Source organism: Mycolicibacterium iranicum (assembly GCF_002101705.1).
Classification (GTDB): Bacteria; Actinomycetota; Actinomycetes; order Mycobacteriales; family Mycobacteriaceae; genus Mycobacterium; species Mycobacterium iranicum.
Genome location: NZ_LQPC01000011.1, coordinates 1 through 22,316, shown reverse-complemented (window position 1 = coordinate 22,316; position 22,316 = coordinate 1). Strand labels below are relative to the sequence as shown.

The following is a 22,316-nucleotide window of genomic DNA, read 5'->3' as shown; positions in this document are numbered from 1 at the left end:
CTCCGGTTTACGCGGTCGGGTGGCTTTCTGCGCGGCCGCCAACTGCGCCTGCGACACCTTTTTCCCGCCCTCAACGAGGGTCAGATTGGATGCCGCCCACTCCCTCAACGCGGTGCTGCGCGTTGACCAGGCGGTGATGGTGTTGGGGTCGATGCCGGCGATCTCGGCCATCCCGGTGCGGGCGTCCACCCGCCCCCACTCCACCCCGATCAAGCGGTGCAGTTCGTGACGCAGGGTGGCCTGATAAATGATCCCCGCCGCACGCGCTTCATGAAACAACGACGTGCCGTCAATGGACACCAACCGGCCATCAGCGCGGGCCTGCCGATTGGGAACCAGCACGTGGGTGTGCAGGTGCGGATCGCCCGCCCGCGAGGTCTCATGCTGATAAGCCGCGGCCACCAAACCCGGCAACTTCTGCAGGTCTTTTTCTCCCGTGACCGGGTTATGTACCCGGGTGTAACCGGCATGCGCGCACAGGTACTCCAGGGCCTCCGCGATGGCTGTTTGATGCGCCGCGTTGACCGCTTTATCGGCCACATCGTTGCCGAAAACCCGCACCAACGACACCGACTTCGGGGCACAAAACGTCAGATCGAACCCGTGCACACCACCCTTGCCGTGCGCCCGACCACACTCCCCGTTCGGGGCTACACCACTGTCCAACCAGCGCGCCACCACATCCGGATCCGCGTCCCCACCGGCACGCTCAGAAGCCCCCAACCCCACCGCTTCAGCGACCGCGCGTACATCACCGGCACATACCCAGACCGGGGTACGGGTGTCACGTTCGGCGTAGTACTCCGCCAACCCCCCATTGGCTTTCTGCCGGTCCGCAACCGCATCACCGACCGCCCGCGCAGTGTCGTTGTAATAGTTCACCGACCACAACGACAACTTCGCCACCGTCAACACCCCAACCCACCTCCTCCCCGACCGATCCCACCCAAGATCACAAGGCGAAACCCTCGACGGGACCGGCACCCACCAGCATCGCACAAACTTGTGCAAATGTGCCATAGCATTAAGCGGTGGAGCAGTACTGAGGTTTGGGGGTGGGTTGTGAGAGCGCAGCGGGGAAGGGACGAGCAGGCAGAGATGGAACAGCGAGAGGTCGGGAGAGAAGCGGAAGCAGTACGGAAGACGTGGGTGAGAAGCGACTAAAAGAGGCCGTTGGTTGGGGGTGCTGAGGGTGGCGTCTGGCCGCAACGTCCGCGCGTCGGTTCGCAACCAACTAGGCGCGTCGTCGACCCGAACGTTCAACGGTGCTCTGACTCGCGTCTCCGCGGACCGCACGGTGGTCTGCTGCGGGTCGGTTCATCGCGCCGCCGTGCCGTGTCTGGACCGACAGCCCGATGTCTCGCCGCGACGACGCGGCGAGAGGACTACTGGTGCGTTCCTCGCGGCTGCGTTGGGCGCGCTCGGTGAGCACTCGGCGGATCTCTTCTCGGGCGGCGGTGATCCGGGCTCGCGCCGCGTCGGTGAGCACCACTGGGCGCGGCGTCTGGTCGATGCTGGCGGCGGCGCAGCCGCCGGCCTTTTTCGGAGGGGCCTCGGGAGGTGCCCATGACAGCCGTCGCAACCGGCTGGCGAGGAATGCGCCGGGGTTGGCGATGCGGTCGGGCCACGTCGTTCCTCTGGTACGCATGTCGGCGTTGAGGGCGTCGTTGATCGCACGCGCAGACCACACCGCGGGGTCGATACCGGCGCCGCTGAGCGCATCGCAGATGGCACCGATGTGGGCGCGATCCAGACCGTGCGTGATCGCGACGAGTCCAGCGGCCAGTTTCTGGGTGGCCAGCGGCCGCGCGGTAGCGCGCCGCGGCCGCGGTTGTCGCGTCGTGTCGCAGAGCCTGTTGGCGGGCGCGCTCGCGCGCCTGCTTGGTGAGTAATTCCCTACGGGAGAAGAACAACCAACACCGCCTGACGGCGGTAGGTGGAAATCATGCACGAGTGGTGGGGTCGCTGGGCGGGCTTCGCGACGCGGCACCAGGTGGTACACCGAGGGTCGCCGGCCGACGCTGGGAGTGGTCGTCGAACCGTGGCCCCGCTGCGCCTCCACGGCCCATCTGGAGACCCGCAGCACGCGCCAGGCGGCGGTCACGGTGCGCACGTCACACCCCACCTTGTCGGCGATTGTCGCGCGGGTGACCGCGACGTGGCGGCCGGTGCCGTGATCGGCGTGCTCGGCCATCACCGCGGCGATCGACAACAGCGTGGCCGTGGTGATCGACACCCGCGCCTCAGCACACAGCTGTCCGAACGCCGGGGAGTGCACCCACCGCGACAGCCCGTCGAGCCACCCGCCGCGGCTGGTCCACATCGGCGCAGACGGCGCGCAGGAGCCGGCGCGCGTCACCCAGTCACGGCGACGCTCGTGCGCCAGCGCACGAACCACATGCGGACTGGGAGCAGCAGGAGCTACAGCCGCGCCAAGCGGCGTCGGCCACGCACTGTTCGTCCGACGTGCGCGGGTACTGATGAGGTCACGGTTTGCGCACCGATCGCGCGGCGAATCTGGTGCAGCTTCGAGGCGTGCGCTACCGTGAGAACTGTCCACCAAGACAGATCCCTTCGGGGAATGGGTGCGGACCCAGAACCGAGCGCCAACTCAGTTCGAAACCTCAGACAAGGGCCTCGCTAACGCGGGGCCTTCGTCATGTCAGCGGGTAATCCGCACACCGGCTATTCAGATGTCACATATGCCAAGACCCTCTGCCCAGCAAAAGTCTTGAGGCCTGGCGGATGATCACATCGCCAGCGGCAGAACCTCCTTGTCGAGTTCGCGAACAGCCTCGGGGTGACCAACCGCGATAGCGAGCAGGTCTGCCGAGAGTTGGCTGACGCTGGTGCCGCGTTCGGCGGCCATTTCACGAAGCCGGGCGTAGACGGATGCGTCAGCGCGAACCTTGATCTGCTCGCGCGGACCTTTGTGCGGTTGGGCCATGCATCTGATCCTTACGTAGAGAGGCTCATGTACCTGGTACCGACACGCGCACATCCCGCCACTCCTTTCACAGGGCTACCGTTCGGGTGGTGATCGATCCCCTGGAGCTGGAGGCGGCCATCGCGGCGGTGTACGCGGCCCAGCTCCCGATCCCGGTCTGGTGGCCGGCTGAAGCGCGGTCGGCGTTCATCGAGGAATACGCAAGCGAGGCGGCCTGCTTGGTGCTCTCAGAGGTGGACGCGATCGGCGATCGGATGAGCGACTGGGCGGCCCGATTACACGTCAGCGACGCCGATGATCGCCTCGGCGCAACAAGTTCTACTCGATGAAGCCTGCAGCGAAGTTCAGTACGACTTGACCGAGATGATCGCCAACAGGAGCGCCCGATTGACGGCTGAAGCTGTCTTCGACCACGGTCCGCCTCGCGCGCAGCAACACGTGGTGTGGCCGATGGCTCATCAGGGCCGACGTTAGGCCGCCGCGCCGACAACGCGCGCGGCGTTCGAAGTGGTGCAGCGTGGGCCGCCGAGCATGTCCAGGATCGGGGCGCCGGTCGATGCGGGTCCGTGGATCACCGACCGCAACACTCGTTCGAAGGCGAGATCCACTGCGCTGTTTGCGTAAGCGGCAGCAGAAGGTGCCGTTGAACACCTATGTGCGTCCGGGCACGCAGCAGCGCGTGGAGGTGTTGAAGGACCGCGCGGGTACGCGGTCACCGACATCGTGGATGCGGCGCTCAACGAGTTTCTGGACCGCGCCGGGGGCCCCAGTCCGAGTAGCCCTTCACTCCCCCACATGACCAGATTTTCCGCTGCTTCCTCGTAGTGGCCCGTTTGCGCGGTGGGTGGTGGCTGTCCAGGCTCGACCGCGGTCGACCGCGCAGCGGCGGTTGCCGGCCTTGACGGCCCCCACCCACCGTTTCGCCACAATCGAGGCCGAGGAAGACGTACGTGCGCAATTGAAGCGTTATAGCGCTATAACGCTTCAACGGTGTTTAGGCGCGTTTGCGGCCGGGGCCGCTATGAGTGGCGGCGCTGCGTTGCAGCTCAGCGACGATTTCGGCGGGAGTGAGCTGTTCGGCGAGCCGGGTAAGCGCCAGTCGGACGACGGCGCTGCGGGTGGCGTCGACGCGTGGCTTGGTCGCGCGGGCCGCTGCGCGCACAGCCTCGAGGGAGGCGTCCGTGGTGTCGTCGAGATAGATCGACACTTTCGTGAGGTCGGTGCCGGAGGCCGGCGGGGTCGCCGCCGAGACAGGGGCCGCCGGCTGCGCCTTGGGCGGTTCGGATACGGCTGCTGGCGATGGTGCGGCGGGCATGTCGACCGGCGTGCGACGCGGTTGGTGTCGCGGCGGCGGGATTGCGCGGCGCGATGTGGTCGACTTCGAGCGCATGGCGGTGAGCGAGTCCAGGCCGTCAGCCATTGACGTACTCCTTCACGAAGGTGCCGAGATCGGTGAGCGCGGCCGCGACTTTCTGTAGCGACTTCGCAGGTGGCGCTTCGGCGGTGATGGCGATGCGCTTCTTGCGTGTTCCTACGTGCAGCGCGGTCGGTATCGGTGGAGCGACCTGTACGGGTGTGTTGGCGATGATGCTGCGCAGTCGCTGTATTTCGGCGGCCGGTGGTGTTGTGGGGACGAAGTTGGGGACGATAACGAGCGGGTAGTCAGCCGCCTCATTGACCAGCTCGGCGGTGGCGTCGAGTTCAGCGGTTCGTAGCGCAGTCGGGGCTAGCACGATGTTGGCCACGGCCAGGGCACCGTGGGCAGCTGGGCTAGCGCCGGGATGGGTGTCGACCACGATCCACGGTTTGCCCCATTCGGATGCCCATTTGGTGAGGGCATCAGCCATGGTGTTGGCGTCGGGCTGGTGGTCATAGAGATCGGGATGACCTGGGATGAGGTCGGGCTTCTTGAATCCGCGTAGCGGCCGCGGCGCGGTAGCGCCCGCTTCCAGTGCATCCAGAAGCCGTGACCGTGGGTGATCTTGGGGGCGATACCCCCACTTGGCCGTCACGCCTCCCCCATCGTGTTCTAGATCGACGAGAACCGCATCAAGCAGATGGGCCAGCTCGTAGGCCAGGAAAGACTTGCCCACACCACCCTTACGGGAGTGGCACACAGCAATGTTGACTGTCACCTAAGCATTATAGCGCTGTAACTCTGTAACGCTTAAGTGCTACGGCGTTTTAATGTTTAAGCTTTATATCGTTAGAACGACAGAAAGCTATAACGCTTTCCGGGCTCGGATGCCGTGGACCCCGCTCACGGCATCCGACGTACGCGCGGCCTCGGTTACGTCCGCTGGCGTTGTTCTGTTCTGAGTCACTTCTACTGCGACAGATCGGCCATTTGTGCTGTTCAGAGTGCTATCAGCCGAAGTCCTGCACGGATGCGCTTACCGGGGGACGGTGATCTCGCCACCCACCGTCAAGGACGTGACTGCAAGAGCGAGTCGACGGTGCTGGTCTGTCGGATGTAGTGCCGGAGATCGGGAGAGATGTAACCGGCGTAGCGGCGCATTCGGCGAATCAGGTTGTTGACATCGGCGACGCGGACGGGCTCGTGGTGAGCGACCCGGTTGCGCGCCTTACGCATGTCATCGAGGCCGAAGTGGATTTTGTGCCGCTGCGAACCGGCCGGGTAGAGAGCTTCCAGATGTGGGTTCCAGAGAAGCGTCGTGTGTCGCGAGCTGGTCAGCAGGACCCAGAACCCGAAGGTCAGCTCGGCAAGGATCTTTCCGGGAGGTGCGGCCGGGCCGCCAGCCTTGGTGCGTGCGGACGCCAGGTCGGCGTGGGTGCGGGCGTCATTGCCCGGTACCGCCGGGAACAGCGCGGCAAACGAAGCTGGGTCGGTCCAGTGGGCCTCGCCTGGCTGGACGGCACTCATGAGTGCCCGGTCGTAGAAGTTGCGGAGGCCAACTTCGAGGTGGGCAAAATCGTGCAGCAGTGCGGCGTTGAGCTGGGTGTTCCATTCGTGCAGGTCGAGAGCACGGGTGCGGTCCCCACCGGCCAGGAGCATGTACGTGTGGAATCGCTGGGGGCTCAACCATTGTTCAACCCAGGGGCCCGGCGCCGTCACCGTTGAGTTCTATCAGGGCTCCACGTACGATTGAGTGCATACAGGCCGGTGTGACGTGTAGCGCGTGCCCGGTTGAAGCCAGGAAGAGCCCGGTATTCGGTCCTTGCGACCGACCCGGGCTCTTTGCTTTGAACAGCGCTGTCTGCGGCTGAAAGGCTATCTTTCGGTCTCGTGGTCTAGGGCCTAGAGCCCTCCGCTATGCCGAAGCATGTCGGTTCGACCTGGGACAATGGCGAGCGCGCGGGCCGCGACCGCTCTCCTGGAAAAAACTTTCTCCGGGTTTCAGGGGTTCGCGGTACGCGCGGACTTAAGAGGAAGCGACAACCGTAGGGATCGGTTGTCTCTTTCTCGCCTCCTGGAGATGTAGCCATGGATCGACCGGCACGCCGCCCCGGCCCGCCCGTTGATGCCGCGCGCTTACAACCGGACAACCAGGGCGACATCCATCGCGTCGACGAGGGCTTGGTCGGTACCTGGCTCGACGACCCTGATCTGGCCGCCGAACTGGCCGACGAGCTGGAACAGCTGGAACGACTGCGGCGTCTTCAAGCCGATGAGGAGCTGTTGCTGGCGCTGCAGTTGGAGCAGTTCACCGGCCGGCTGTGGGAGCGGTTCTCCCGCGAACTGACCCGCTACGGCCTCGGCGTGCTGCGCGCCTGGATCCGCCACGGCACCATCTACGCGAAGGCCAAGACGCTGACCGGCTACGGTCTGGGCCGCATCGAGGGCTGGCCCGACGACCAGACCATCGACGACATCGCCACCGACACCGTGGTCGCCGCGCTGATCTACTTCCGCGACAAGGTGCTCAAGACCCACCGCTGGCAGTCCTCGGGTGGGGCGTCGCTGGGCACCTTCTTCATCGGCCAGTGCCTCTATCAATTCGCCAACATCTACCGCAGCGCACTGCGGGCCGAGAAAGAGCGCATCCAGGAGGCCACCACGCCGATGGACGAACTCCCCGAAGACGAGTTCGACGTCATCAAGGGCATCGAGGAGACCATCGTCACCAACGACACGGTGGCCGAAGCGATGGCCCTGCTGACCACCGACCGGGCGCGCCAAGCACTGTTCCTGCAGGAACACGGCTTCACCCAGCGCGAGATCGCCAACAAGCTGGGGCTGCGCGACGCGAAAAGCGTGGAAAACCTCCTCGGCCACCAACTCCGCCAACTCCGAAACCGAAAGAGGACGTCGTGACCACCATCAAGCACCTCACCTCACTGATCAACGCCAGCTCATTGGGCACCCGCACCGCCCGAGTCGCACGCAGGTCGGTGACCGCCGCCGAAGGCGACGCCCTGGCCCGCCGCGCCGCCGAGGCCGGTCGAAACGATTCCGGGGAATTCAGGGATCGAGCCGACGAGCGCACTTATAGACCGGTATCCGGCTCAACACCGGGCCGGACAAACCGAAAGGACAAGACAATGGCCAAGGGACATCACCGCAGCGCGACCACCGGTCGCTACGTCAAGGCGTCCACCGCGGCGCGCAACCCCAAGACCACGGTCACCGAACGGGGCGCCAACCGCAGCAGCGGAACCCATCACCGCAGTGCCATCACCGGCAAGTTCGTGAAGGGCTCCACGGCCGCACGTCACCCCAACACCACGGTCACCGAACGCGGTTGAGCATCAACCGATTTCGGCGTTGTCCCCCTCGGCTCGACAGACGGGCCGAGGGGACACCAGACCGACCCACTTCCGAAAGGCGAAATCCCATGATCCGTACCACCGTTGAAGCCCTCGGCGGCGCGCAAGCCGTTCCCAGTGAGCTGATCCCGGTCCGCGAACTGCATCAGCGCCTGATCGATCAGGTGACCACCAGTGGCGGCCACGTCGTCCTGGCCGACACCGCCGGCAAGCCCGCCGCCGTCGTCATGTCCCTTCAGCGCTACGAGCAGCTGCTCGACGAGCTGAACACGCTGCGCCGCAGAACCGCCGACAACGCCTGATGGCGGGGGAGGGGCATCACGTGCTGACCGACGACGACGTGCAAACTCTCAACCGACGCGCGCGCGAGGTGGGAGGCGTCATCGGCTGGGATCTGCAGTTCGTCGTCGCGCCGAACTCAGAGTACGTGGGCCTGGCGGCCGGCGGCGGCGCTGATCACGCTGACGAGATCATCGTGATCGGCCCCAGCCGCATCACCGATCTCGCCGTCTACGAGATAGACCCTCGCACTCGACGCACTCCAGCGCGGCGAACGGCACATCATCCTCGACGAAGACGGCAACCCCCGCCTGATCTGAACCGGCCTGCCGCCAAAGACTGAAGCCGGTTACCCTTTTTTAGGAGGTAACCGGCTTCAGGTTCGGACAACTATGCAGCCGAGGGGTCGACGCCTTCGGCCTCGTCCCGCCACCCGAGCTGTTCGCGATCGGATGGGTTCTTCCCGACGCGCAGGCGCGGGAGCTGCATTCGCGAATCGAGCACGCAGTGTAGATAAGGCGGTTCGGTGTTCGGGTTCGGCGAGTCGTACATGATCGCTTTCATCCGTGACTGGCCGTTCGGGAACCCCATCGTGTGGTGCTCGATGTACCCGAATGCCTCGGTGCTGGCTGGATCAGACACAGTTCCGCTCTGTGCCTGATAGTGCTGGACGACGAATATTTGGACCTTGTCGGCTCCGTACTTTTCGTTGATCCGGTCACGCAGATCGACGAGCCGGGCTAGCGCCTCGTCGATCTGATCCACCAGCTTCGATCGGTGATAAGTGACATCGAGAAGATCGCACAGCTGCGGTCGGCCTCGAAGCCAAGTGGGGTCGATCATCTCGAAGGTGATGGTGCCCCCCCGCCGTGCCGCGGCCTCGATCAATACCGCGTCGCGGACGATGTTCGTCATACCGACGCCCCAGCACAAGATGTGCTCTTTAGCGCGCTCCCAAGGCTGGGAAAACTCCTCGGCCCGGTTGCGCCCGCAGGACACCGCGATGACACCGCGCTTGGCATGCAGCGACTCAAGCTGCCTGGTGGTTGCCCGCCGGCGCAGCACCCGGTAGACCCCGATCCCCAACAGCGTGCTCGCCGCGACCGCCGAGCCTGCGTATGCGAGCGGGAGCACCGTAGGAGCCAAGCCCAAAAGCGCGGCCCACCCGAAGGCCACGCTCCAACCGAGAATCAGATCGCGGTTCATGACTTCCTCCCGACAATCCAGTTCCCCCAGGTCTTCTCAGAGGCAAGACGGTCAGATGTCACGTAGGAGTCGACGACCTCGAGCTGAGCGAGCCGAATCAGGCTCTCGAAGGACGCAGCGGTGTGCTGGGTCCGATAACGCACTTGCGCGGTGGCGTCCTTCTCGATGTAGCCCGCGCGGAACAGCGGGTGCAGTGTCGTCGCCAGGTATGCGACTCCACCGGGTGCCAGCAGCTCACGCGTCTTCTCCAGCACCGCGAGATCCCACGGATGCGGGAAGAGGTGGGCAAACGCCGACACCAACACGGCGTCGAACGGCGTCGGGAACTGGTACCCCAAGAACTCGGCCTCGATCACCGTGGCCTTGCTGGCGTGCCGCCGGGTGGCCTCGCACATCGACGGAGCGAAGTCGATCGCCGTGATGTCGAACCCGAGGTCGCACAGATGCCCTGTCAGATAGCCATCCGCCGGCCCCAGCTCCAACACAGTCCTCACGTTGTGTTCGGACATGGCGGCGATGAACGGTTCGAGCCATCGTTTCGCCTGCTGGAGTCGGGGATACCCCGTTTTCTCATACTTGCTGGCCAGACCCGTATACGTCTCACGGTTCAGGCTGAATACCTCGTCCAGTCCGGAATCGAGGTTTGTGATAGCAGCAGACACCGCTATCCTCCCTTCCGCGTGTTATACGCGGTTCAGGGACGGGTACCCCAGAGGGCGTAGAGCGTCGATCGTGAATGCTGGTGGTACTCGCGAGCGACGAGATATGCCTCCGTACCCCCTGGGGTCCCTGTCCATCTGGAGCCTTCCCCGCAGAACGTGGTTGCAGCCACGACGTCGAGACTCTGCGGTTCCGACAGAGGACACTTGTCCTCTGATAATGAGGATGCCTGCGAAACACGCATACCGTCAACGGTTGACCGCAGCCTTTTTGGCTCCTACCTTGAAAGAGTCCCGTACTGCCCTGGATCAAACTCTCCAAACAAGACTTGATCCCCGGTAGGACTGGATATCCATCTGGATTAGCTGCACTCGGTTGCAGCCGGTGCAGCGACGGACAGAAGGCCTCGACTCAACGTCGGGGCCTTTTGTTTTTGGAAGCAGTAGCTTTTGTTTTTGGAAGCAGTAGGAAGCACGACTCGTCAGCGGAGATCGCTGAACTGACCTTACTGCCGCTACGTCGGGTTCTCCGACCGGGATATGTCGAAGGTGCGTGCGATCTGGGCTAGGGGAGTGCCGGCCTCGTCGAGAGCCTGAACGGCGGCGATGGTGCCGGCGGCGGTCAGATCGGGCGTGGCCACTTTTCGTCTTTTCGTCTCCTTGTCGCTGGCCCACTGAACGGTACCGCTGCGCCCGACCGACCCGCTTATGGCATTCCATCCGGACGGGCGTCGGCCGCGCGGTCTCCGTTCGAATCGGAGGATTGACAGGAGCCTTCTGTCTCGTTTCTAAAGAAACGAGACATCCCCTCGGGCTCCTCTCCCCTAGCGTGTAGCCCCAGGTCGCGGTGTCTCATATCTTGTCTCACGCCGCGTGTCTCAGATCCTCACTGTCGGAGGGCAATGAGACGGTGGGTGCTGTGACAGCGATTCTTGGATACGCGCGGGTGAGCACTGCGGGGCAGGACCTCGATGGACAGCTGGCCGCACTCGCTGCCCAGGGCGTCGAATCCGACCAGATCTTCACCGACAAGCTTTCCGGTGCGGTGAACACTGACCGGCCTGGCCTGGCATCCCTGCTGCACTATGCCCGCGAGGGCGACACCGTGGTCGTGACCGCCATCGATCGTCTCGGGCGTTCCGTCGCCGAAGTTACACGCACCATCGCCGAACTTGGCGGACGTCGAATCCTGTTGCGCGCCTTGCGTGAAGGCATAGATACAGCTACACCAACAGGCCGCGCGGTGGCCGCGATCATGGCAACACTGGCCGAACTCGAACTGGAGCTTGGCCGCGAGCGTCGCGCCGCATCGCGTGAGTCCCGACGAGCCCGCCAATTACCGGCTACAAAGCCGGCCAAGCTGACCCTCGAACGGCAAGAGCAGCTGCGCCGCCTCGCCGGGACGGGCGAACCGGTTCACGAACTCGCCAAAGCATTCGGCATCAGTCGAGCAACGGCCTACCGGTACCTCTCCACGCCCATAGAGTGCGAGCAGGAATAACTCCGAGAAAGGCGTCAGGTGGCCGATAGCTCCGTGCCGAAGCTGTTCGATGAACAGGTTCCGCTACGCACAGAATATGTTCTTGGACAGGGTTTTACACGCGACCCTGAATACTGCAAGAGCGTGCTGCCTGATGAGCGGATGTGGCCGAGTGAACTTGACCAACTCCCGGCGCAACCCAACGGCCGGATTCGAATCGATCGCGCTGTGGTGTTCGCGATCGCTCAACGGGTGGTGGCTGAACTCACCGACCCGCGGTCCGCGACACAATTGCATGCGGCGATCATTTTTTGGGGAGCTCCTCCAGGACAGTCGACAGCACGCGCGGCGAGGCCGTTGTCGAGCGACAACGCCCCGTCACACCTGACTGAGGCGATCAAGGTGGTGCGTAGCGAAGGGGCCGCCAGCGCATACAAGGCGATGGGCAGGCATCAACGGCTATGGATCGCCGGACTGGGCCCGTCCTACTTCACCAAGCTGATGTATTTCGCCGGTTACGATGCCAAACCGTATATTTCACAACCACTTATCATGGACGACAACGTGGTTGCTGGTCTTCGAAAATCGACCGGACAGCAATGGGAGGCGTCGCTAGAGCACTATCTCCGCTACATCGATCTCGCCAAAGATTGGGCCTACGAGTTCGACACTGAGGTCGATGTCATCGAACGCCGGCTGTTCGAACTCGGATCATCCTGAACCTCGTTTCCCACGCGCTCCGAATGATCGCCCGACCGTGTACCTGCTCGTCGTGACCTGAGGAGGAGGCGCGTTGTCTTGGGCGTTGAGAGGTCAACCCTCGCCGCTATTCCGGCTGACGCATCCTCTGACGACCTCGTCAACGTTGTACTTCGCCAACAGGTCCTTGGGCAGCCCGCTCACCTCGGCTTGACAGGCGTCCCTGACCTTCATTCCGCGGTTGTCTTTTAAGCGAGCCGCAGCTGACCTACCGACGGTGTCGATTCCGTACTGTTCCGACTCGGTCGGCGGATCAGCGCAGGCGGCGGTAGGGATTATGGAGGCGGCGGTGAGCACCGCGAGCATCATCTTCATTCAGAGAGCACCCTTCTAGCTGTGGCAGAGATCCAAATCGCTTGATTAGCAGGGTCATAGACCGTCAAGGACGTCCTGGGACGGAACGGACGGCGTCAGATTTTCATCGTTTTGCCGCAGTTGCCACAACGGATGAGCCCATGCTTGGTGACCCGCACGTTCACGAAAGTGAATCGGCAGTACGGGCAAGTGATGGTGGGGACAGACACGGCCATGATGGCCTCACTTTCCTTGAAGGGTTCTGCGGGTGAAGGGCATCCGAGCGGCGGGGCGGTACATCGAGAACCGGAGGCCCCCCGCTCGGACAAGCGGTCAGCCGCGTTCGGTGACCGTGGTTTTGGGGTTGCGCGCAGCGGTGGAGGCCTTCACGAACTTGCCGGTGATGGCACTGCGGTGATGGGTGCCGCTGCTGTGGTTGGCACCACGTTCGGTGACCGTGGTCCTGGGGTTGCGTGCGGCGGTGGAGGCCTTCACAAACCTGCCGCTGATAGCGCTGCGGTGATGTCCCTTGGACATGTTGAGATCCCTTCTCGTGCGTTTGTACGCATGTCCGCGTACACGCATACAGGATAACACGTGAGTCTGACAGATGGGTCGGATGCGGCCGGCGGCGTACGCTAATTTGCGTACATGGCAGGCATTGCATGACTGAGACCCTTGGCAAGCGCATCCGGGATGCCCGGGTCGAGCTGAAGCAGACGCTGCGCGGGTTGGCTCGCGAGCTTGGACTATCACCGTCGTACTTGAACGACATCGAGTTCGACCGTCGGATACCTTCGCAAGAGGTGCTGGTAAAGATTGCCGCCGAGCTGGGTCTGAAGCTTGATGACCTTCTGGCTGCGGCAGGGCGCGTTGGCATCACGAAGGACGACGAGCAATACATTCGAGAAACCCCTAGTGCAGGGGTGCTTTTCCGGCGGGTCGCGAGCGATCGGTTGACCGAAAATCAGCTCAAGAGCCTTCTCGAGCAGGTAGATCGGATAACCAAAGACGATGACGTGGAGCGGTAACGGTGCAGTGGTATTCCGGGCCGGAGGGCGATCAGCGGATCTGGTACGAGCCGGAAGACATCGAAGAGATTGCTACGGAGCAACTGCGACGTGCGGGCTTGACGCCCACGTTGAGCGACCCGGTGACCGATGTCGAGCGCTTCATCGAAGGATTTCTTCGCGCCGAACTCGATTTGTACGCCGACCTCCCCGCCGGGGTGCTCGGTCTCACCCAATTTTCGGTGCGTGGAGCACCAAAGGTGTCGATCGACAGTTCGTTGACCGAGGCGCGAGACGCCGACGGTGCGACCATGGGAGCGGTCGGACGCTGGCGCGCGACGCTCGCTCACGAGGCATCTCACATCTTCCTCCACCGCTACCTTTTTGATCCGGAGATGGCTCAGCTAGTTGGACGCACCGGTGTTGTGGGCGGCCCTTTTTCCAAGGAAGACGGAGTGGTGCGCTGTCTTCACCGCGACATCACACCGAATGAGACGAGCTGGGCTTCGACGCGTCAACGTCCGGATTGGCGCGAAGTGCAAGCCAATCGCGCGATGGCGGCGTTGCTGATGCCCCGCCGAACCTTTCGCCGGCTTGTATTGCGAGAGATGCAGAACCTTGAGCTGGGTCCCCCGCCGACACCCCCCGCGAGAGTCGATGAACTCGTCGCCACACTTGCCGACCTGCTCCAGGTATCCAAGCAGGCCGTCGGCATCCGACTCGCATCCGAACGACTAGTGGCCGTCTCAGACGACGGCCGTAATCCATAGAAATGTAGACATAGCCCCGCAGTCTCGAAAACCTTCGTTCTGGTCAGGGGTCATAGCGTGATCCCGGCACGACGTACGTACAGTTTCATGGCTTCGTCGGCGAACAGGACTGACGCGAAAAGCGCTCCGTTGAACCATGTTTCATCGAACTCTCCTGGATTGGAGCGGTTCTGATCGGTCCAGAAGTAACCGTGGGCCGATGCCGACCCGGTGCGCCACATCTGCAGGACGAATGTGCCTTCCAGCGACTGCGGGTCGACCATCGTTCGGAGCATGGACACAGTGTCGATCGGGTCATGCAGCTGCGTGGCGCCGAGAGCCTGCGCCTGCTGTGTCAGCTTGTCCTTCTCAGCATCCATGGCCGCCAGAAGCCGCTGCCGTTGTTGCTCTAGCTCAGCTTCGACGGCCGGCGCACCCAGATCCACTAACGCCTTTCGCTGCTCCATCAAATTTTTGTGCCGAATTTGCGCGCATCGCAACCGGCGATCGGTGGAGATCTCTGGCTGCAGCAGCCACCGCACACGAGCCGACGACAGCAACACCGTTCGCATCGATGTGAAGTGCGCGTAGTGCCGGATCTGTACGCCCGACGTCATGGCATCCACCACCGCGCCCAGGTGATCCAACGCCATTAGCAGCCCATGATGCGCCACCGGCGATATCTGCGGACCAGCTGCGTCGTCAGCAGCTAACTCACTGCCCGCTGCGGCCTCACCGGGCGCACCTGGCCGCATCCACGGGTCACCTATCTCCCTCATCCACTGCACCACGCGGTCGCGGCGCTCCTCGTTGGTAGCCATGCTCAACAGTGTGGTCTGCTAGACCGACCACCCAAGCCAACCGAGCAGAGTGCTGCAGTTGCCGCCCTAGTTACCCCTCAACTTCGTCGCCGCCCTTGCCGCTCCTCCGCCGTCCCGGAAATCTTCGTTATCGAGACGGGTGGGGTGCGCACGGGGCTGCGGCGTTGATGTTTGGATTGGTCGAGCGGCTGCCTGCTGGTATCAGTCTGCGATGTCGTATCGGTCGAACAGTTCCTTGAAGAACGGGACGAGTGTTGATCTGGCTTGTGCTTCGCTGCGCAGTTCGGCTCCGCCGAAGCGGAATACCTCATATCCGCGCAGGCGCATGGCTCGGTCGAGAGCGGCGCTTCGTGCGTACGCCGTTGGAGATGGGTTGCCTGCCTCGTCGGTGTAGTGAGTTTCGCCGTCGACTTCTAACACGATGCGGTGGTGATTGCGTGTCAGCAGGAGGAAGTCCATCCGTTGGCCAAGCAGAGCCCGAATGCCACGTTCGCGAATTGTCTTGTGGTCCCAGTGCAGCCACACTTCGGGTAGCAGTGCAGGTAGATCGGGAATTCGGCTGCCGTGGATTTGGTGATATGCCATGAACATGTGGCGTTGTGGCGGCGAATCTTTGGGTAGGCCGCTCAACATCCGCGAATAAAGCGCACGTCTGGCGGTGGCCTCGTCTTGCTCCTGGTGGTGCCGACTCCACCAGGCTTGCAGGTCTCGCCAGCGCACCCCGTCAAGTCCAATCGGATCATCGAATACAAGGGCATCTGCACCATCGACGATTTCGATCTCGTTGTCGACCGTGTCGCTGATCCGCAGGTCTGGTTTCCGTGTTGATCCGAAGATAAGACTTTTCGGTCGGGAGGTGGGTTGTCCGGTCGCCACTAGGCGGAACACGGGATATCCGCCGTCGAGATCGACCTCTCGGAATTCCAGGCGGGCCTCATGCAGCTGTCGGGCGATGGCATTGACGATTCGGCGTTGGGCGTTCTCGCGAATAACGACCTTGTGTGACACCAGGTCCTCGAGGAAGCCTGCGAAGCGCCGGTCTACCGCATCGAACGCGCCAAGTTCGTCGAATAGCCGCTCCACTGACCAATCCGAATTCCGGAAGACGTGTTGTTGGATGTTTTTGCGGAGTCGCGCGGGACTACTGGCCGGTCCGAATGCCAGTGCGAGCGTTGATGTGTCTTCTTCACTGAAGACTCCTTCGAACGGGCTCGGTGTACCCAGCACCCACCAACGATCGAGCATTGCCTCGAACCGGTCGGCATCGACGACTAAGTCTTCGATGTCGAGGGCGGCGGCTAGGTCGCGACGGGTCCGCTCCCAGATGACGGGACCCTGCCCTATCCACAGCACGTCCTGCAGCTGGTTGCGCCGCTCAGCCCAAAGAACGTCCGCGTCGAGAAGTTGTTGAGCCACGCGCACTAACTCGTCATGAGGCAGGGAGTCAAGGACGGATGCGACCCGTTCGGCCTTCGTCCCCTCGCCTAAATCCAATCCTAGGGACTGGAGTCTGTCGCTGATTTCGTCGTGCGTGCCAGAGACAAGGGGCTGATACAACAACGTACGGAGCAATGCCGTGACGTCGTCGACTGGATGAGGCATCAGCTAGAAATCTTTGCAGACCACCCCGACAACCCGGTGCTTCCAGGTTTCACCGACTTCGGTGAGCGTGCGGCGCTGGCGCTCGCGCGGCCAACATCGCTACCCGCCGAACCTCCGCGCGGGGAAACCAATTGCCGTGCTCTGATGGCGCTACTGTGCCGAAAGGTTGTAGGTGTCAAGCACTTTGGCCAAGATCGGGTTGCGCTCAGGAGGGTGTACCGGTTCTCCGGCATCAACGGCGATGCTGGTGTTCACGCCGTTGCGTAACCAAACCGTCCAGCAGTCCCAGTCGCTGCCGTGCTTGGAGCCGTATCGCAACCCAATCGCAGTGTGTCCCTCCGTGAGACGGGCGCGAGCCAATCGTTCGGCAAGGTGGGTGGTGAGGAATCGGTCTTCGCTGCGTAGATCCGACACGGTCACCCCTTGCACACCACGTTCCCAGAGCGCCAGGGGGATGTTTTCCTGCAAGAAGGTGACGGTGCGGGAATGTTCGGAGTCCACCAGCCATCCCTGCTGGGGCAAGGTCATCGTGTACAGGCGAAATTCATCGAGCCAGTTGACGTCGACCACATGCGGGGCCAGCCGCTTGCCCAATGCTGCCCAGTCCTCGGCGATTAACTCTTCCACCGTGACTGCTGCGCCTCCGGCATCGTCGAACAGCACCGAAGCCGCCAGTGGGGCTGGCTTCTTCAAACCGCCCAGTAACTCTCCGTAAGCTCCTTCAGGGGTGGAAGCGGCATAGACGGTTTGTTCCCCGGGCAAGTCGAACCGATTCCATCGGCTGCGGTCGTCGTCGCTGGTGAGCGGACGGCATTGGGGGTTCAGCGGTCCGTAGGAAGGCTTGGCAAGCCGAAACACCGTCTGCCCGCAGGCAGGAAGCAAGGCAATACCCGTCGTCGGACAGGCCCGGATATCACTCGTCACGCCCCCACAACCCCCTGCCCAGAATCAAATCAGCAGGATGCCGATCCTATCTGTGCAGTCGGGCCGTGGGCGGTTCCTTCGAAATTAGTTGTCGGTGCCATCGACGAAGGCCGCCGCGGCAGCCATCACCTTGTTGTAGTCGCCAGCCCGGATCGCCAGGTAAGGCGGCACCTCATCGAGGCGCGGATTGGCGCCGATGAACCACGCTCGGGCAATGTCGTCCCCTTCGGCGGTGGCCAGCGCCACCCAGGCGCGGTGAGCGACCTGCAGTCGCGCCAATGCCTCTGGCCGAGGAGTGGGCCCACCGTCGTATGCCCACTTATGTGGCAGCTTGCGATCTCGGACGTTGGCCATTGCCGCGACCAGCGTCGGGCCCAGGTGCGAGACCAGTTGACGCGCCAACTCCGCCGGCGGCAGCTTCATGGTCAGCGTGTGGTTCAGGATGGCGGTATTCACCATGGTCACGGTGTCACGTCCTCATCTTTGGATCTTTTTCGACCTGCGGTTCTACAGGTTCCTACCCAAGAGCCTATTCAAAAACCACTGAAATGCAACCACGAATCAATCATAGACATCATGGAGACCGGATTCAATCAGCCCTAGTCGTGGGTCAATGACCAAATAGCAGCAGGTGAACCCCACCCTGGGAAGTTCTTGCGCTGCTGAATCGCGGATTGCCAACGAGATGGCCACCTGGAACGTGGCACCCGACCTGGTTGCATCAGCGGCACGGTCGCAGACACACTGGGAGGAGAGTCCCCCGCCGCGACAATCGGCGGGAGACCCTCCCAGCTAGTAGGGCTCGAGCGTGATCGAGATGGACCCGTGGGCCCATCGAACGGTAAGTCGAAAACCACGCCGCATTCGAGTACCACCTCCTTTCTGGGATCGCGTGCGGAACGGAGGACGCGAGCCCGAGCCACAGGTGTCGCGTCCTCCGTCCATCACAGCCCAACCGCGGCTAATGAGCAAGCCTCATTCACGGACGTTTCAGCGGTATACGATGACCACCACAGCAAGTGCCAGATACTGAGTTAGCTAGTTGTCAGTTCCATATAAGCCATCAATAAATACTTCTTGAGCGGAAAATCAACGCTCTGATCTGGCCCTTGGCGTACATTACATGTACCCCAATACTTCTATATCCCACTACTCCAGGGATACCCGCTGAAACGTCCGAGAACTTTGGAGGATGGACCCGATGGGAACGCTGACGGTGACGGCCCAGCAGCTGCTGAACAAGGCAGTCAAGATGTCGGGCCGACGGTCGACCGTGCAGCTGCCACGAGAGTTCGCCCGGATTCAAGATCCGGCTCAGACCGAGACCCCACTGTCCGCGATGTTCCTCTGCGGCGAAGCCGCGCTGAAGGTGTATCTCAGCCTGGTGATGCTGACGCGCCAACCCCCCCACGGCCTGTTCACACCGCTCACCGACAACTTTTGGGCGGAGATGTTGGGGTACGAGGAACTAAATGATGCCGATCCCATCCCCGGGGCTGGTACGAGGCGGATCAAGCGGGCTATGTCTGCACTGCAGACGAGCGGACCCAACGTAACGACACGCTGGATCAGTCGTGTTCGCGAACCCGGAAAGGGATACAAGATTGTCGTCGCCCACCTTCCCGAAACGGGAGCGCCGTACATCACCATCCCCCTCGAGTTCTGGTCGAACGGCTGGATCAACGTGTTGTCTGCCCGCGCTCTCTTCGTGTACCTGATTTTGCGGCTGATGTTGAAAGGCGGCACGGACGACACCGTTGGCACGCACGTCTCGGTCAACGATCGAAAGAACCACGCCATCAAAGATGACACCTGGCAGCGCGGATTGAAGGAACTAGAGACGTTAGGCCTTGCACGCAGCGCGCGTGGGAAGAGCACGGAAGACCGCTGGAGCAGCGAACTGCTCACGCGAAAGATCGTGTATCTGAACAACGCCTACATGAAGGCCACCGTCAGCCCAACGGCTCCCATCGACTTGAAATGATCCCAAGCTTGGACCGACCACTTCCAGACCCTGGGATGACCTGGCTGCTCAACAGGCTCGCTAGCTACGGACTTTTAATCCGCAGATCCCAGGTTGATGTCAGCCCCGATTTCGGCCAGTGCGTCCCTGATCGATTTGCGGCGCCGGGTGTCCATGAGCTGGTCCCTTAGGGGTGTGGAGCGCTCGACCACGATGAGTACGCGCACCCGCCCGCTGTCGAGGGCTGTGGCGAACGTACGGATTTTCCAGCCCAGTTCACGTCCCACGCGCCGGCCGATGGAGCGCAGCTTGTCGACCCTGCTGAGGTCGTCTGGTTCAAAGATCTGCTCGAAGTGATCGGCTTTTCGTAGGGCGGCGGTTACCTGATCGAACAGCAGGCGGTCTGGGCCCGTTGGCTGTGGCATGGGTTCCGGTCTCCGATCCGGCGCGCGGGCATGGCGTCGAGGGTCTGCACCTCTGCACCTCATTGTGGGCACAAAAAAGCCTCGCTCGTCGAGCTGGTGCTCGACCTGCGAGGCAAGAAAGGTCTTGCAGCGGAGGCGCGCGTCAGATGACGCGTGGAGCTACAACATCACAGATCTTTCTGAATGTGCCATGGCTGGTGTTTCAGCGTCGCGGACGGCGGTTGATGAGGGCTTTGATCAATGCCTCGAGGCGTTGGGCTGGCTCATCGCGACGCGCAAGGACGGCGATGTAGATCAGTGGCACGAAGAGTCCGATAAGGACCATCCAGGCGTGCGTGACTACGTCCATGTGTTGTTACCTCCTGCGACGAAAGCCGCACTCCGTTGGGAAGTGCGGCTTTCTGGGGGCCACCGGTGGGTGGACATGAAAATAGCCGGGTTGATCAACCCGGCTAATCGATGCTCGATAAAGAGCATCTTTCATTGCGGATGCATTGCACCGCAATGAAAGTCGTGGATGAACAGCGGAAGCGTTGTTGCAGCTGTTCCGTTCGACGGTAGGGTGCTACCGCCCAGGGGAGGAAGGCTCAGAGACCGCGGTTCGCGCGGAACGATGTTTGTTTTGGGCGCACAAATAGCGCCCATCGAGTGTCTCATGGGACAGCGACCATCCGGTGTGTGACAGGCGCACGCCGACCAGAATTTTGAAGGCGGCCGATCGCCCGAGGCTGTTTTGGCGCGCGATGATCACACCAGATGGCGGCAAGTTCACCGTCGTTGATGAGTGTCGGCTGCTGTCGACACGCTCGCGCGGCCTCGTCCTCAACTCCTTTCAGTCGGGGTCTTCGGCTTCGCGGTTGGTGAGGTAGTCGGTGAGTTGGTCGGTGAGCCACCAGGTGAGGTGGCTGGCGGTGTGTCTGGTGAGGGCTGCGACGGCGGCGGTGTGGCGGTCGTCGGTGTGCATGACCCAGCCGTATTCGGTGACTGGTGGCCGGTCGGCTTCTTGGTAGATGTGGTCGTCGAGCATGGTGATCAGTTCGGTGGCGGTGATGTCGGCGGCGTCGGTGAGGATGTCGGCGCGTTGGTCGGGGGTGTAGCGCGGCGGGAGGTCGGCGAGGTCGGTGTAGAGCTCGGCGATCATCGCGGTGAGGGTGTTGTGGCCGTGGTGTGCCCAGTCGGTGGCGATGCGTTCGGCGGTGGCGTTGATGCGATCGGTGTCGAGCACGGCCGGCGGGTTAGAGGCTGAGGTCATAGCCTTGGTCCCTTTCCTGGCTTCGGGTTTGACTGCGGTCGAGCCCCAGTGCGCGGTCGAGGGCTCGATCCTGTTGTCTACGTTGCGATCTGCGATCAGTAGCCAGTCTGGCGGTGACAGCTTGCTGGTGGCGGGTGACGAGTGAGGCGACGCGCTCGGGTAGCGCGTGGGCCGGTGTTTGGGCTGCGGTGTGGTGGGCCGTTTGGGCGGGGGTGTCGTTGCCGATGATGTGGCGCAGTGTCCGGCCGGCGTGGGTGGGGGTGCCGCGGTGCGCGAGGTGAACCCCGTCGGACAGGTCGCGGTGTTGGTGATCGCCTTCCCCGACCGTGCGTTGGTAGAGGTAGGCGTGATTGGAGGCGCGGCCGCGGGTGAGGGCGACGTAGGCCAGGTTGCGGGTGGCGGTGTCGGCGAGCACGGCGTGGGTGGTTTCGGCGGTGACGCCTTGGGCGGTGTGCACGGTGACCGCGTGCCCGAGCTGCACATGCTCGCGTAGGTAGTCGTCGGCGAAGACTGCCAGTGCTTGGTCGCCGTGTCGGCGTGCGGCGATCCGTGGGCGGTCGGGGTTGGTGTCGACGGCGACGACGTGCCAGCGCTGCCCGTTGCGGACCGGGGCCTCGTCCTGGATCGGGGTGCGGGTTTTGTCGGCGGCGGTGACGGTGATGGTGGGGTCGTTGCTGCGGGTGACGATGACGTCGCCGGCGCCGATGCGGTGGTTGCGTGCCCCGGTCACCGTGGCCACTTCGAGGCCCTGGCGGGCGCGGTCGGCGACAGTGTGGTCGTGGACTCGGCGGTTCAGCGCGTCGGTCATCTCGACGGTGTCGGCCAGCAGCAGGCTGTCTTTCCCGGCCGCGAGGTCAGCTTGGTGGGCGGCCAGGGCGTCGGCGGCCATGGTGACCTGGTCCCCGCACGCCAGGCGGTGGTGGTTGCGGTACCAGTCGATCGCGCGGCGCACCGGGGCGGGCCCACCATCCCGCAAAGCGAGTGAGGCCGCCCGTTCGGCAGGGTCGTGTTGGCGCCACACCTCGCTGAGGCGTTGGGTCCAGGGCAGCTCGTCACACAGTTGGGCGAACATCCCGCCGCGCGCTTTGACCGGGGCGAGTTGGTGGGCGTCGCCGACCATGACGGTTTTCGTTCCGGCCGTCGTCGTCGCGGACAGCAGTTGATGCCAGTGGCCGGTGCCGACCATGCCGGCCTCATCGACAACAACGACATCGAAGG

29 protein-coding genes are annotated in these 22,316 nt (G+C 63.1%); 10 read left to right on the top strand and 19 right to left on the bottom strand.

Annotation, left to right across the window (positions count from 1 at the left end; all coding sequences use genetic code 11):
• From mobF to AWC12_RS02220, 3 genes are all read right to left on the bottom strand, one after another.
• On the bottom strand, window positions 1–915 hold a 915-nt coding region (mobF, locus tag AWC12_RS02230; protein WP_165762756.1), incomplete at its 3' end, for a MobF family relaxase.
• Window positions 916–1,234: 319 nt separating this feature from the next.
• Entirely contained in the window at window positions 1,235–2,398 is a 1,164-nt protein-coding gene (locus tag AWC12_RS02225) for a rep protein (RefSeq protein ID WP_234813807.1), read from the bottom strand.
• A gap of 351 nt (window positions 2,399–2,749) precedes the next feature.
• Window positions 2,750–2,947 carry a ribbon-helix-helix protein, CopG family gene (locus AWC12_RS02220; protein ID WP_073914232.1) on the bottom strand — a complete coding sequence of 66 codons (198 nt, stop codon included), beginning with the start codon at window positions 2,945–2,947 and terminating at the stop codon, window positions 2,750–2,752.
• Between the two features lie 89 nt (window positions 2,948–3,036).
• Between AWC12_RS02220 and AWC12_RS31485 the strand changes: the two genes are divergently transcribed.
• Entirely contained in the window at window positions 3,037–3,276 is a 240-nt protein-coding gene (locus tag AWC12_RS31485) for a hypothetical protein (RefSeq protein ID WP_228846264.1), read from the top strand.
• Window positions 3,277–3,941: 665 nt separating this feature from the next.
• Here the strand turns inward: AWC12_RS31485 and AWC12_RS02205 are convergent.
• The 3 genes from AWC12_RS02205 to AWC12_RS02195 all read right to left on the bottom strand — a co-directional run bounded on the left by AWC12_RS02205 (window position 3,942) and on the right by AWC12_RS02195 (window position 6,023).
• Entirely contained in the window at window positions 3,942–4,367 is a 426-nt protein-coding gene (locus AWC12_RS02205) for a hypothetical protein (protein ID WP_085172038.1), read from the bottom strand.
• The gene (locus tag AWC12_RS02200; RefSeq protein WP_085172036.1) at window positions 4,360–5,082 is read right to left on the bottom strand and encodes a ParA family protein; all 723 of its coding nucleotides are present in this window, start codon (window positions 5,080–5,082) and stop codon (window positions 4,360–4,362) included. Before AWC12_RS02200 ends, AWC12_RS02205 begins: the two co-directional genes overlap by 8 nt.
• Window positions 5,083–5,372: 290 nt before the next feature.
• On the bottom strand, window positions 5,373–6,023 hold the full coding sequence (locus tag AWC12_RS02195) for a CAAX protease (RefSeq protein WP_085172035.1): 651 nt from the start codon (window positions 6,021–6,023) through the stop codon (window positions 5,373–5,375).
• Window positions 6,024–6,392: 369 nt separating this feature from the next.
• On the opposite strand from AWC12_RS02195, the gene AWC12_RS02190 reads away from it, so the two are divergent.
• From AWC12_RS02190 to AWC12_RS02175, 4 genes are all read left to right on the top strand, one after another.
• Window positions 6,393–7,223: an RNA polymerase sigma factor gene (locus tag AWC12_RS02190; RefSeq protein ID WP_085172033.1), complete on the top strand. Its 831-nt coding sequence runs from the start codon at window positions 6,393–6,395 to the stop codon at window positions 7,221–7,223.
• Window positions 7,220–7,654: a hypothetical protein gene (locus AWC12_RS31305; RefSeq protein WP_110808544.1), complete on the top strand. Its 435-nt coding sequence runs from the start codon at window positions 7,220–7,222 to the stop codon at window positions 7,652–7,654. Before AWC12_RS02190 ends, AWC12_RS31305 begins: the two co-directional genes overlap by 4 nt.
• Before the next feature lie 89 nt (window positions 7,655–7,743).
• A complete protein-coding gene (locus tag AWC12_RS02180; RefSeq protein WP_085172031.1) occupies window positions 7,744–7,977 on the top strand; it encodes a hypothetical protein in 234 nt (77 codons plus the stop codon).
• A 20-nt stretch (window positions 7,978–7,997) separates the two neighbouring features.
• Window positions 7,998–8,297 (top strand): hypothetical protein, encoded by a 300-nt coding sequence (locus tag AWC12_RS02175; protein ID WP_229481632.1) that lies wholly within the window; start codon window positions 7,998–8,000, stop codon window positions 8,295–8,297.
• 47 nt (window positions 8,298–8,344) lie between these two features.
• Here the strand turns inward: AWC12_RS02175 and AWC12_RS02170 are convergent, their stop codons facing one another.
• The 3 genes from AWC12_RS02170 to AWC12_RS31830 all read right to left on the bottom strand — a co-directional run bounded on the left by AWC12_RS02170 (window position 8,345) and on the right by AWC12_RS31830 (window position 10,460).
• Entirely contained in the window at window positions 8,345–9,160 is an 816-nt protein-coding gene (locus AWC12_RS02170) for a hypothetical protein (RefSeq protein WP_085172029.1), read from the bottom strand.
• The gene (locus AWC12_RS02165) at window positions 9,157–9,822 is read right to left on the bottom strand and encodes a class I SAM-dependent methyltransferase (RefSeq protein ID WP_085172027.1); all 666 of its coding nucleotides are present in this window, start codon (window positions 9,820–9,822) and stop codon (window positions 9,157–9,159) included. Before AWC12_RS02165 ends, AWC12_RS02170 begins: the two co-directional genes overlap by 4 nt.
• Window positions 9,823–10,334: 512 nt before the next feature.
• A complete protein-coding gene (locus AWC12_RS31830; protein ID WP_268956926.1) occupies window positions 10,335–10,460 on the bottom strand; it encodes a helix-turn-helix domain-containing protein in 126 nt (41 codons plus the stop codon).
• A 278-nt stretch (window positions 10,461–10,738) separates the two neighbouring features.
• Here AWC12_RS31830 and AWC12_RS02160 point away from each other — a divergent pair, with 278 nt between their 5' ends.
• On the top strand, window positions 10,739–11,320 hold the full coding sequence (locus AWC12_RS02160) for a recombinase family protein (RefSeq protein ID WP_085172051.1): 582 nt from the start codon (window positions 10,739–10,741) through the stop codon (window positions 11,318–11,320).
• 18 nt (window positions 11,321–11,338) lie between these two features.
• The gene (locus AWC12_RS31480; protein WP_229481630.1) at window positions 11,339–12,019 is read left to right on the top strand and encodes an 8-oxoguanine DNA glycosylase OGG fold protein; all 681 of its coding nucleotides are present in this window, start codon (window positions 11,339–11,341) and stop codon (window positions 12,017–12,019) included.
• Between the two features lie 93 nt (window positions 12,020–12,112).
• Here AWC12_RS31480 and AWC12_RS02150 read toward each other — a convergent pair whose 3' ends face one another.
• Together AWC12_RS02150 and AWC12_RS02145 are read right to left on the bottom strand one after the other, a co-directional pair.
• Window positions 12,113–12,373 (bottom strand): hypothetical protein, encoded by a 261-nt coding sequence (locus AWC12_RS02150; protein ID WP_085172026.1) that lies wholly within the window; start codon window positions 12,371–12,373, stop codon window positions 12,113–12,115.
• Between the two features lie 312 nt (window positions 12,374–12,685).
• Window positions 12,686–12,889: a hypothetical protein gene (locus AWC12_RS02145; protein ID WP_085172046.1), complete on the bottom strand. Its 204-nt coding sequence runs from the start codon at window positions 12,887–12,889 to the stop codon at window positions 12,686–12,688.
• A 128-nt stretch (window positions 12,890–13,017) separates the two neighbouring features.
• Between AWC12_RS02145 and AWC12_RS02140 the strand changes: the two genes are divergently transcribed.
• Together AWC12_RS02140 and AWC12_RS02135 are read left to right on the top strand one after the other, a co-directional pair.
• Window positions 13,018–13,383 (top strand): helix-turn-helix domain-containing protein, encoded by a 366-nt coding sequence (locus tag AWC12_RS02140; RefSeq protein ID WP_085172024.1) that lies wholly within the window; start codon window positions 13,018–13,020, stop codon window positions 13,381–13,383.
• Between the two features lie 2 nt (window positions 13,384–13,385).
• On the top strand, window positions 13,386–14,132 hold the full coding sequence (locus AWC12_RS02135; protein ID WP_085172022.1) for an ImmA/IrrE family metallo-endopeptidase: 747 nt from the start codon (window positions 13,386–13,388) through the stop codon (window positions 14,130–14,132).
• A 50-nt stretch (window positions 14,133–14,182) separates the two neighbouring features.
• Here AWC12_RS02135 and AWC12_RS02130 read toward each other — a convergent pair whose 3' ends face one another.
• The 4 genes from AWC12_RS02130 to AWC12_RS02115 form a co-directional block, all read right to left on the bottom strand.
• The gene (locus tag AWC12_RS02130) at window positions 14,183–14,932 is read right to left on the bottom strand and encodes a hypothetical protein (RefSeq protein ID WP_133057299.1); all 750 of its coding nucleotides are present in this window, start codon (window positions 14,930–14,932) and stop codon (window positions 14,183–14,185) included.
• A 201-nt stretch (window positions 14,933–15,133) separates the two neighbouring features.
• Window positions 15,134–16,534: an AbiJ-related protein gene (locus AWC12_RS02125; protein WP_133057298.1), complete on the bottom strand. Its 1,401-nt coding sequence runs from the start codon at window positions 16,532–16,534 to the stop codon at window positions 15,134–15,136.
• A 150-nt stretch (window positions 16,535–16,684) separates the two neighbouring features.
• The gene (locus AWC12_RS02120) at window positions 16,685–17,458 is read right to left on the bottom strand and encodes a hypothetical protein (RefSeq protein ID WP_133057297.1); all 774 of its coding nucleotides are present in this window, start codon (window positions 17,456–17,458) and stop codon (window positions 16,685–16,687) included.
• Between the two features lie 84 nt (window positions 17,459–17,542).
• Window positions 17,543–17,917: a hypothetical protein gene (locus AWC12_RS02115; protein WP_085172042.1), complete on the bottom strand. Its 375-nt coding sequence runs from the start codon at window positions 17,915–17,917 to the stop codon at window positions 17,543–17,545.
• A gap of 742 nt (window positions 17,918–18,659) precedes the next feature.
• On the opposite strand from AWC12_RS02115, the gene AWC12_RS02110 reads away from it, so the two are divergent.
• Window positions 18,660–19,442, top strand: a complete 783-nt coding sequence (locus AWC12_RS02110; protein ID WP_085172040.1) for a hypothetical protein — start codon at window positions 18,660–18,662, stop codon at window positions 19,440–19,442.
• A gap of 74 nt (window positions 19,443–19,516) precedes the next feature.
• Here the strand turns inward: AWC12_RS02110 and AWC12_RS02105 are convergent, their stop codons facing one another.
• The 4 genes from AWC12_RS02105 to AWC12_RS02095 form a co-directional block, all read right to left on the bottom strand.
• Window positions 19,517–19,846 carry a hypothetical protein gene (locus AWC12_RS02105; RefSeq protein ID WP_085172018.1) on the bottom strand — a complete coding sequence of 110 codons (330 nt, stop codon included), beginning with the start codon at window positions 19,844–19,846 and terminating at the stop codon, window positions 19,517–19,519.
• 202 nt (window positions 19,847–20,048) lie between these two features.
• A complete protein-coding gene (locus AWC12_RS30955; protein WP_165762755.1) occupies window positions 20,049–20,195 on the bottom strand; it encodes a hypothetical protein in 147 nt (48 codons plus the stop codon).
• Window positions 20,196–20,678: 483 nt separating this feature from the next.
• Window positions 20,679–21,098, bottom strand: a complete 420-nt coding sequence (locus AWC12_RS02100; RefSeq protein ID WP_133057296.1) for a hypothetical protein — start codon at window positions 21,096–21,098, stop codon at window positions 20,679–20,681.
• Window positions 21,082–22,316, bottom strand: a 1,235-nt coding sequence (locus AWC12_RS02095) for an ATP-dependent DNA helicase (protein WP_165762754.1), incomplete at its 5' end; no start/stop codon positions are given. The genes AWC12_RS02100 and AWC12_RS02095, both read right to left, overlap by 17 nt.

What these genes read in the sequence shown, in the direction of transcription:
- AWC12_RS02220 (WP_073914232.1), bottom strand. Translation starts at nt 2,947, where the DNA reads ATGGCCCAACCGCACAAAGGTCCGCGCGAGCAGATCAAGGTTCGCGCT.
- AWC12_RS02205 (WP_085172038.1), bottom strand. Translation starts at nt 4,367, where the DNA reads ATGGCTGACGGCCTGGACTCGCTCACCGCCATGCGCTCGAAGTCGACC.
- AWC12_RS02190 (WP_085172033.1), top strand. Translation starts at nt 6,393, where the DNA reads ATGGATCGACCGGCACGCCGCCCCGGCCCGCCCGTTGATGCCGCGCGC.
- AWC12_RS02180 (WP_085172031.1), top strand. Translation starts at nt 7,744, where the DNA reads ATGATCCGTACCACCGTTGAAGCCCTCGGCGGCGCGCAAGCCGTTCCC.
- AWC12_RS02170 (WP_085172029.1), bottom strand. Translation starts at nt 9,160, where the DNA reads ATGAACCGCGATCTGATTCTCGGTTGGAGCGTGGCCTTCGGGTGGGCC.
- AWC12_RS02150 (WP_085172026.1), bottom strand. Translation starts at nt 12,373, where the DNA reads ATGAAGATGATGCTCGCGGTGCTCACCGCCGCCTCCATAATCCCTACC.
- AWC12_RS02145 (WP_085172046.1), bottom strand. Translation starts at nt 12,889, where the DNA reads ATGTCCAAGGGACATCACCGCAGCGCTATCAGCGGCAGGTTTGTGAAG.
- AWC12_RS02140 (WP_085172024.1), top strand. Translation starts at nt 13,018, where the DNA reads ATGACTGAGACCCTTGGCAAGCGCATCCGGGATGCCCGGGTCGAGCTG.
- AWC12_RS02130 (WP_133057299.1), bottom strand. Translation starts at nt 14,932, where the DNA reads ATGGCTACCAACGAGGAGCGCCGCGACCGCGTGGTGCAGTGGATGAGG.
- AWC12_RS02125 (WP_133057298.1), bottom strand. Translation starts at nt 16,534, where the DNA reads ATGCCTCATCCAGTCGACGACGTCACGGCATTGCTCCGTACGTTGTTG.
- AWC12_RS02115 (WP_085172042.1), bottom strand. Translation starts at nt 17,917, where the DNA reads ATGGTGAATACCGCCATCCTGAACCACACGCTGACCATGAAGCTGCCG.
- AWC12_RS02110 (WP_085172040.1), top strand. Translation starts at nt 18,660, where the DNA reads ATGGGAACGCTGACGGTGACGGCCCAGCAGCTGCTGAACAAGGCAGTC.
- AWC12_RS02105 (WP_085172018.1), bottom strand. Translation starts at nt 19,846, where the DNA reads ATGCCACAGCCAACGGGCCCAGACCGCCTGCTGTTCGATCAGGTAACC.
- AWC12_RS30955 (WP_165762755.1), bottom strand. Translation starts at nt 20,195, where the DNA reads ATGGACGTAGTCACGCACGCCTGGATGGTCCTTATCGGACTCTTCGTG.
- AWC12_RS02100 (WP_133057296.1), bottom strand. Translation starts at nt 21,098, where the DNA reads ATGACCTCAGCCTCTAACCCGCCGGCCGTGCTCGACACCGATCGCATC.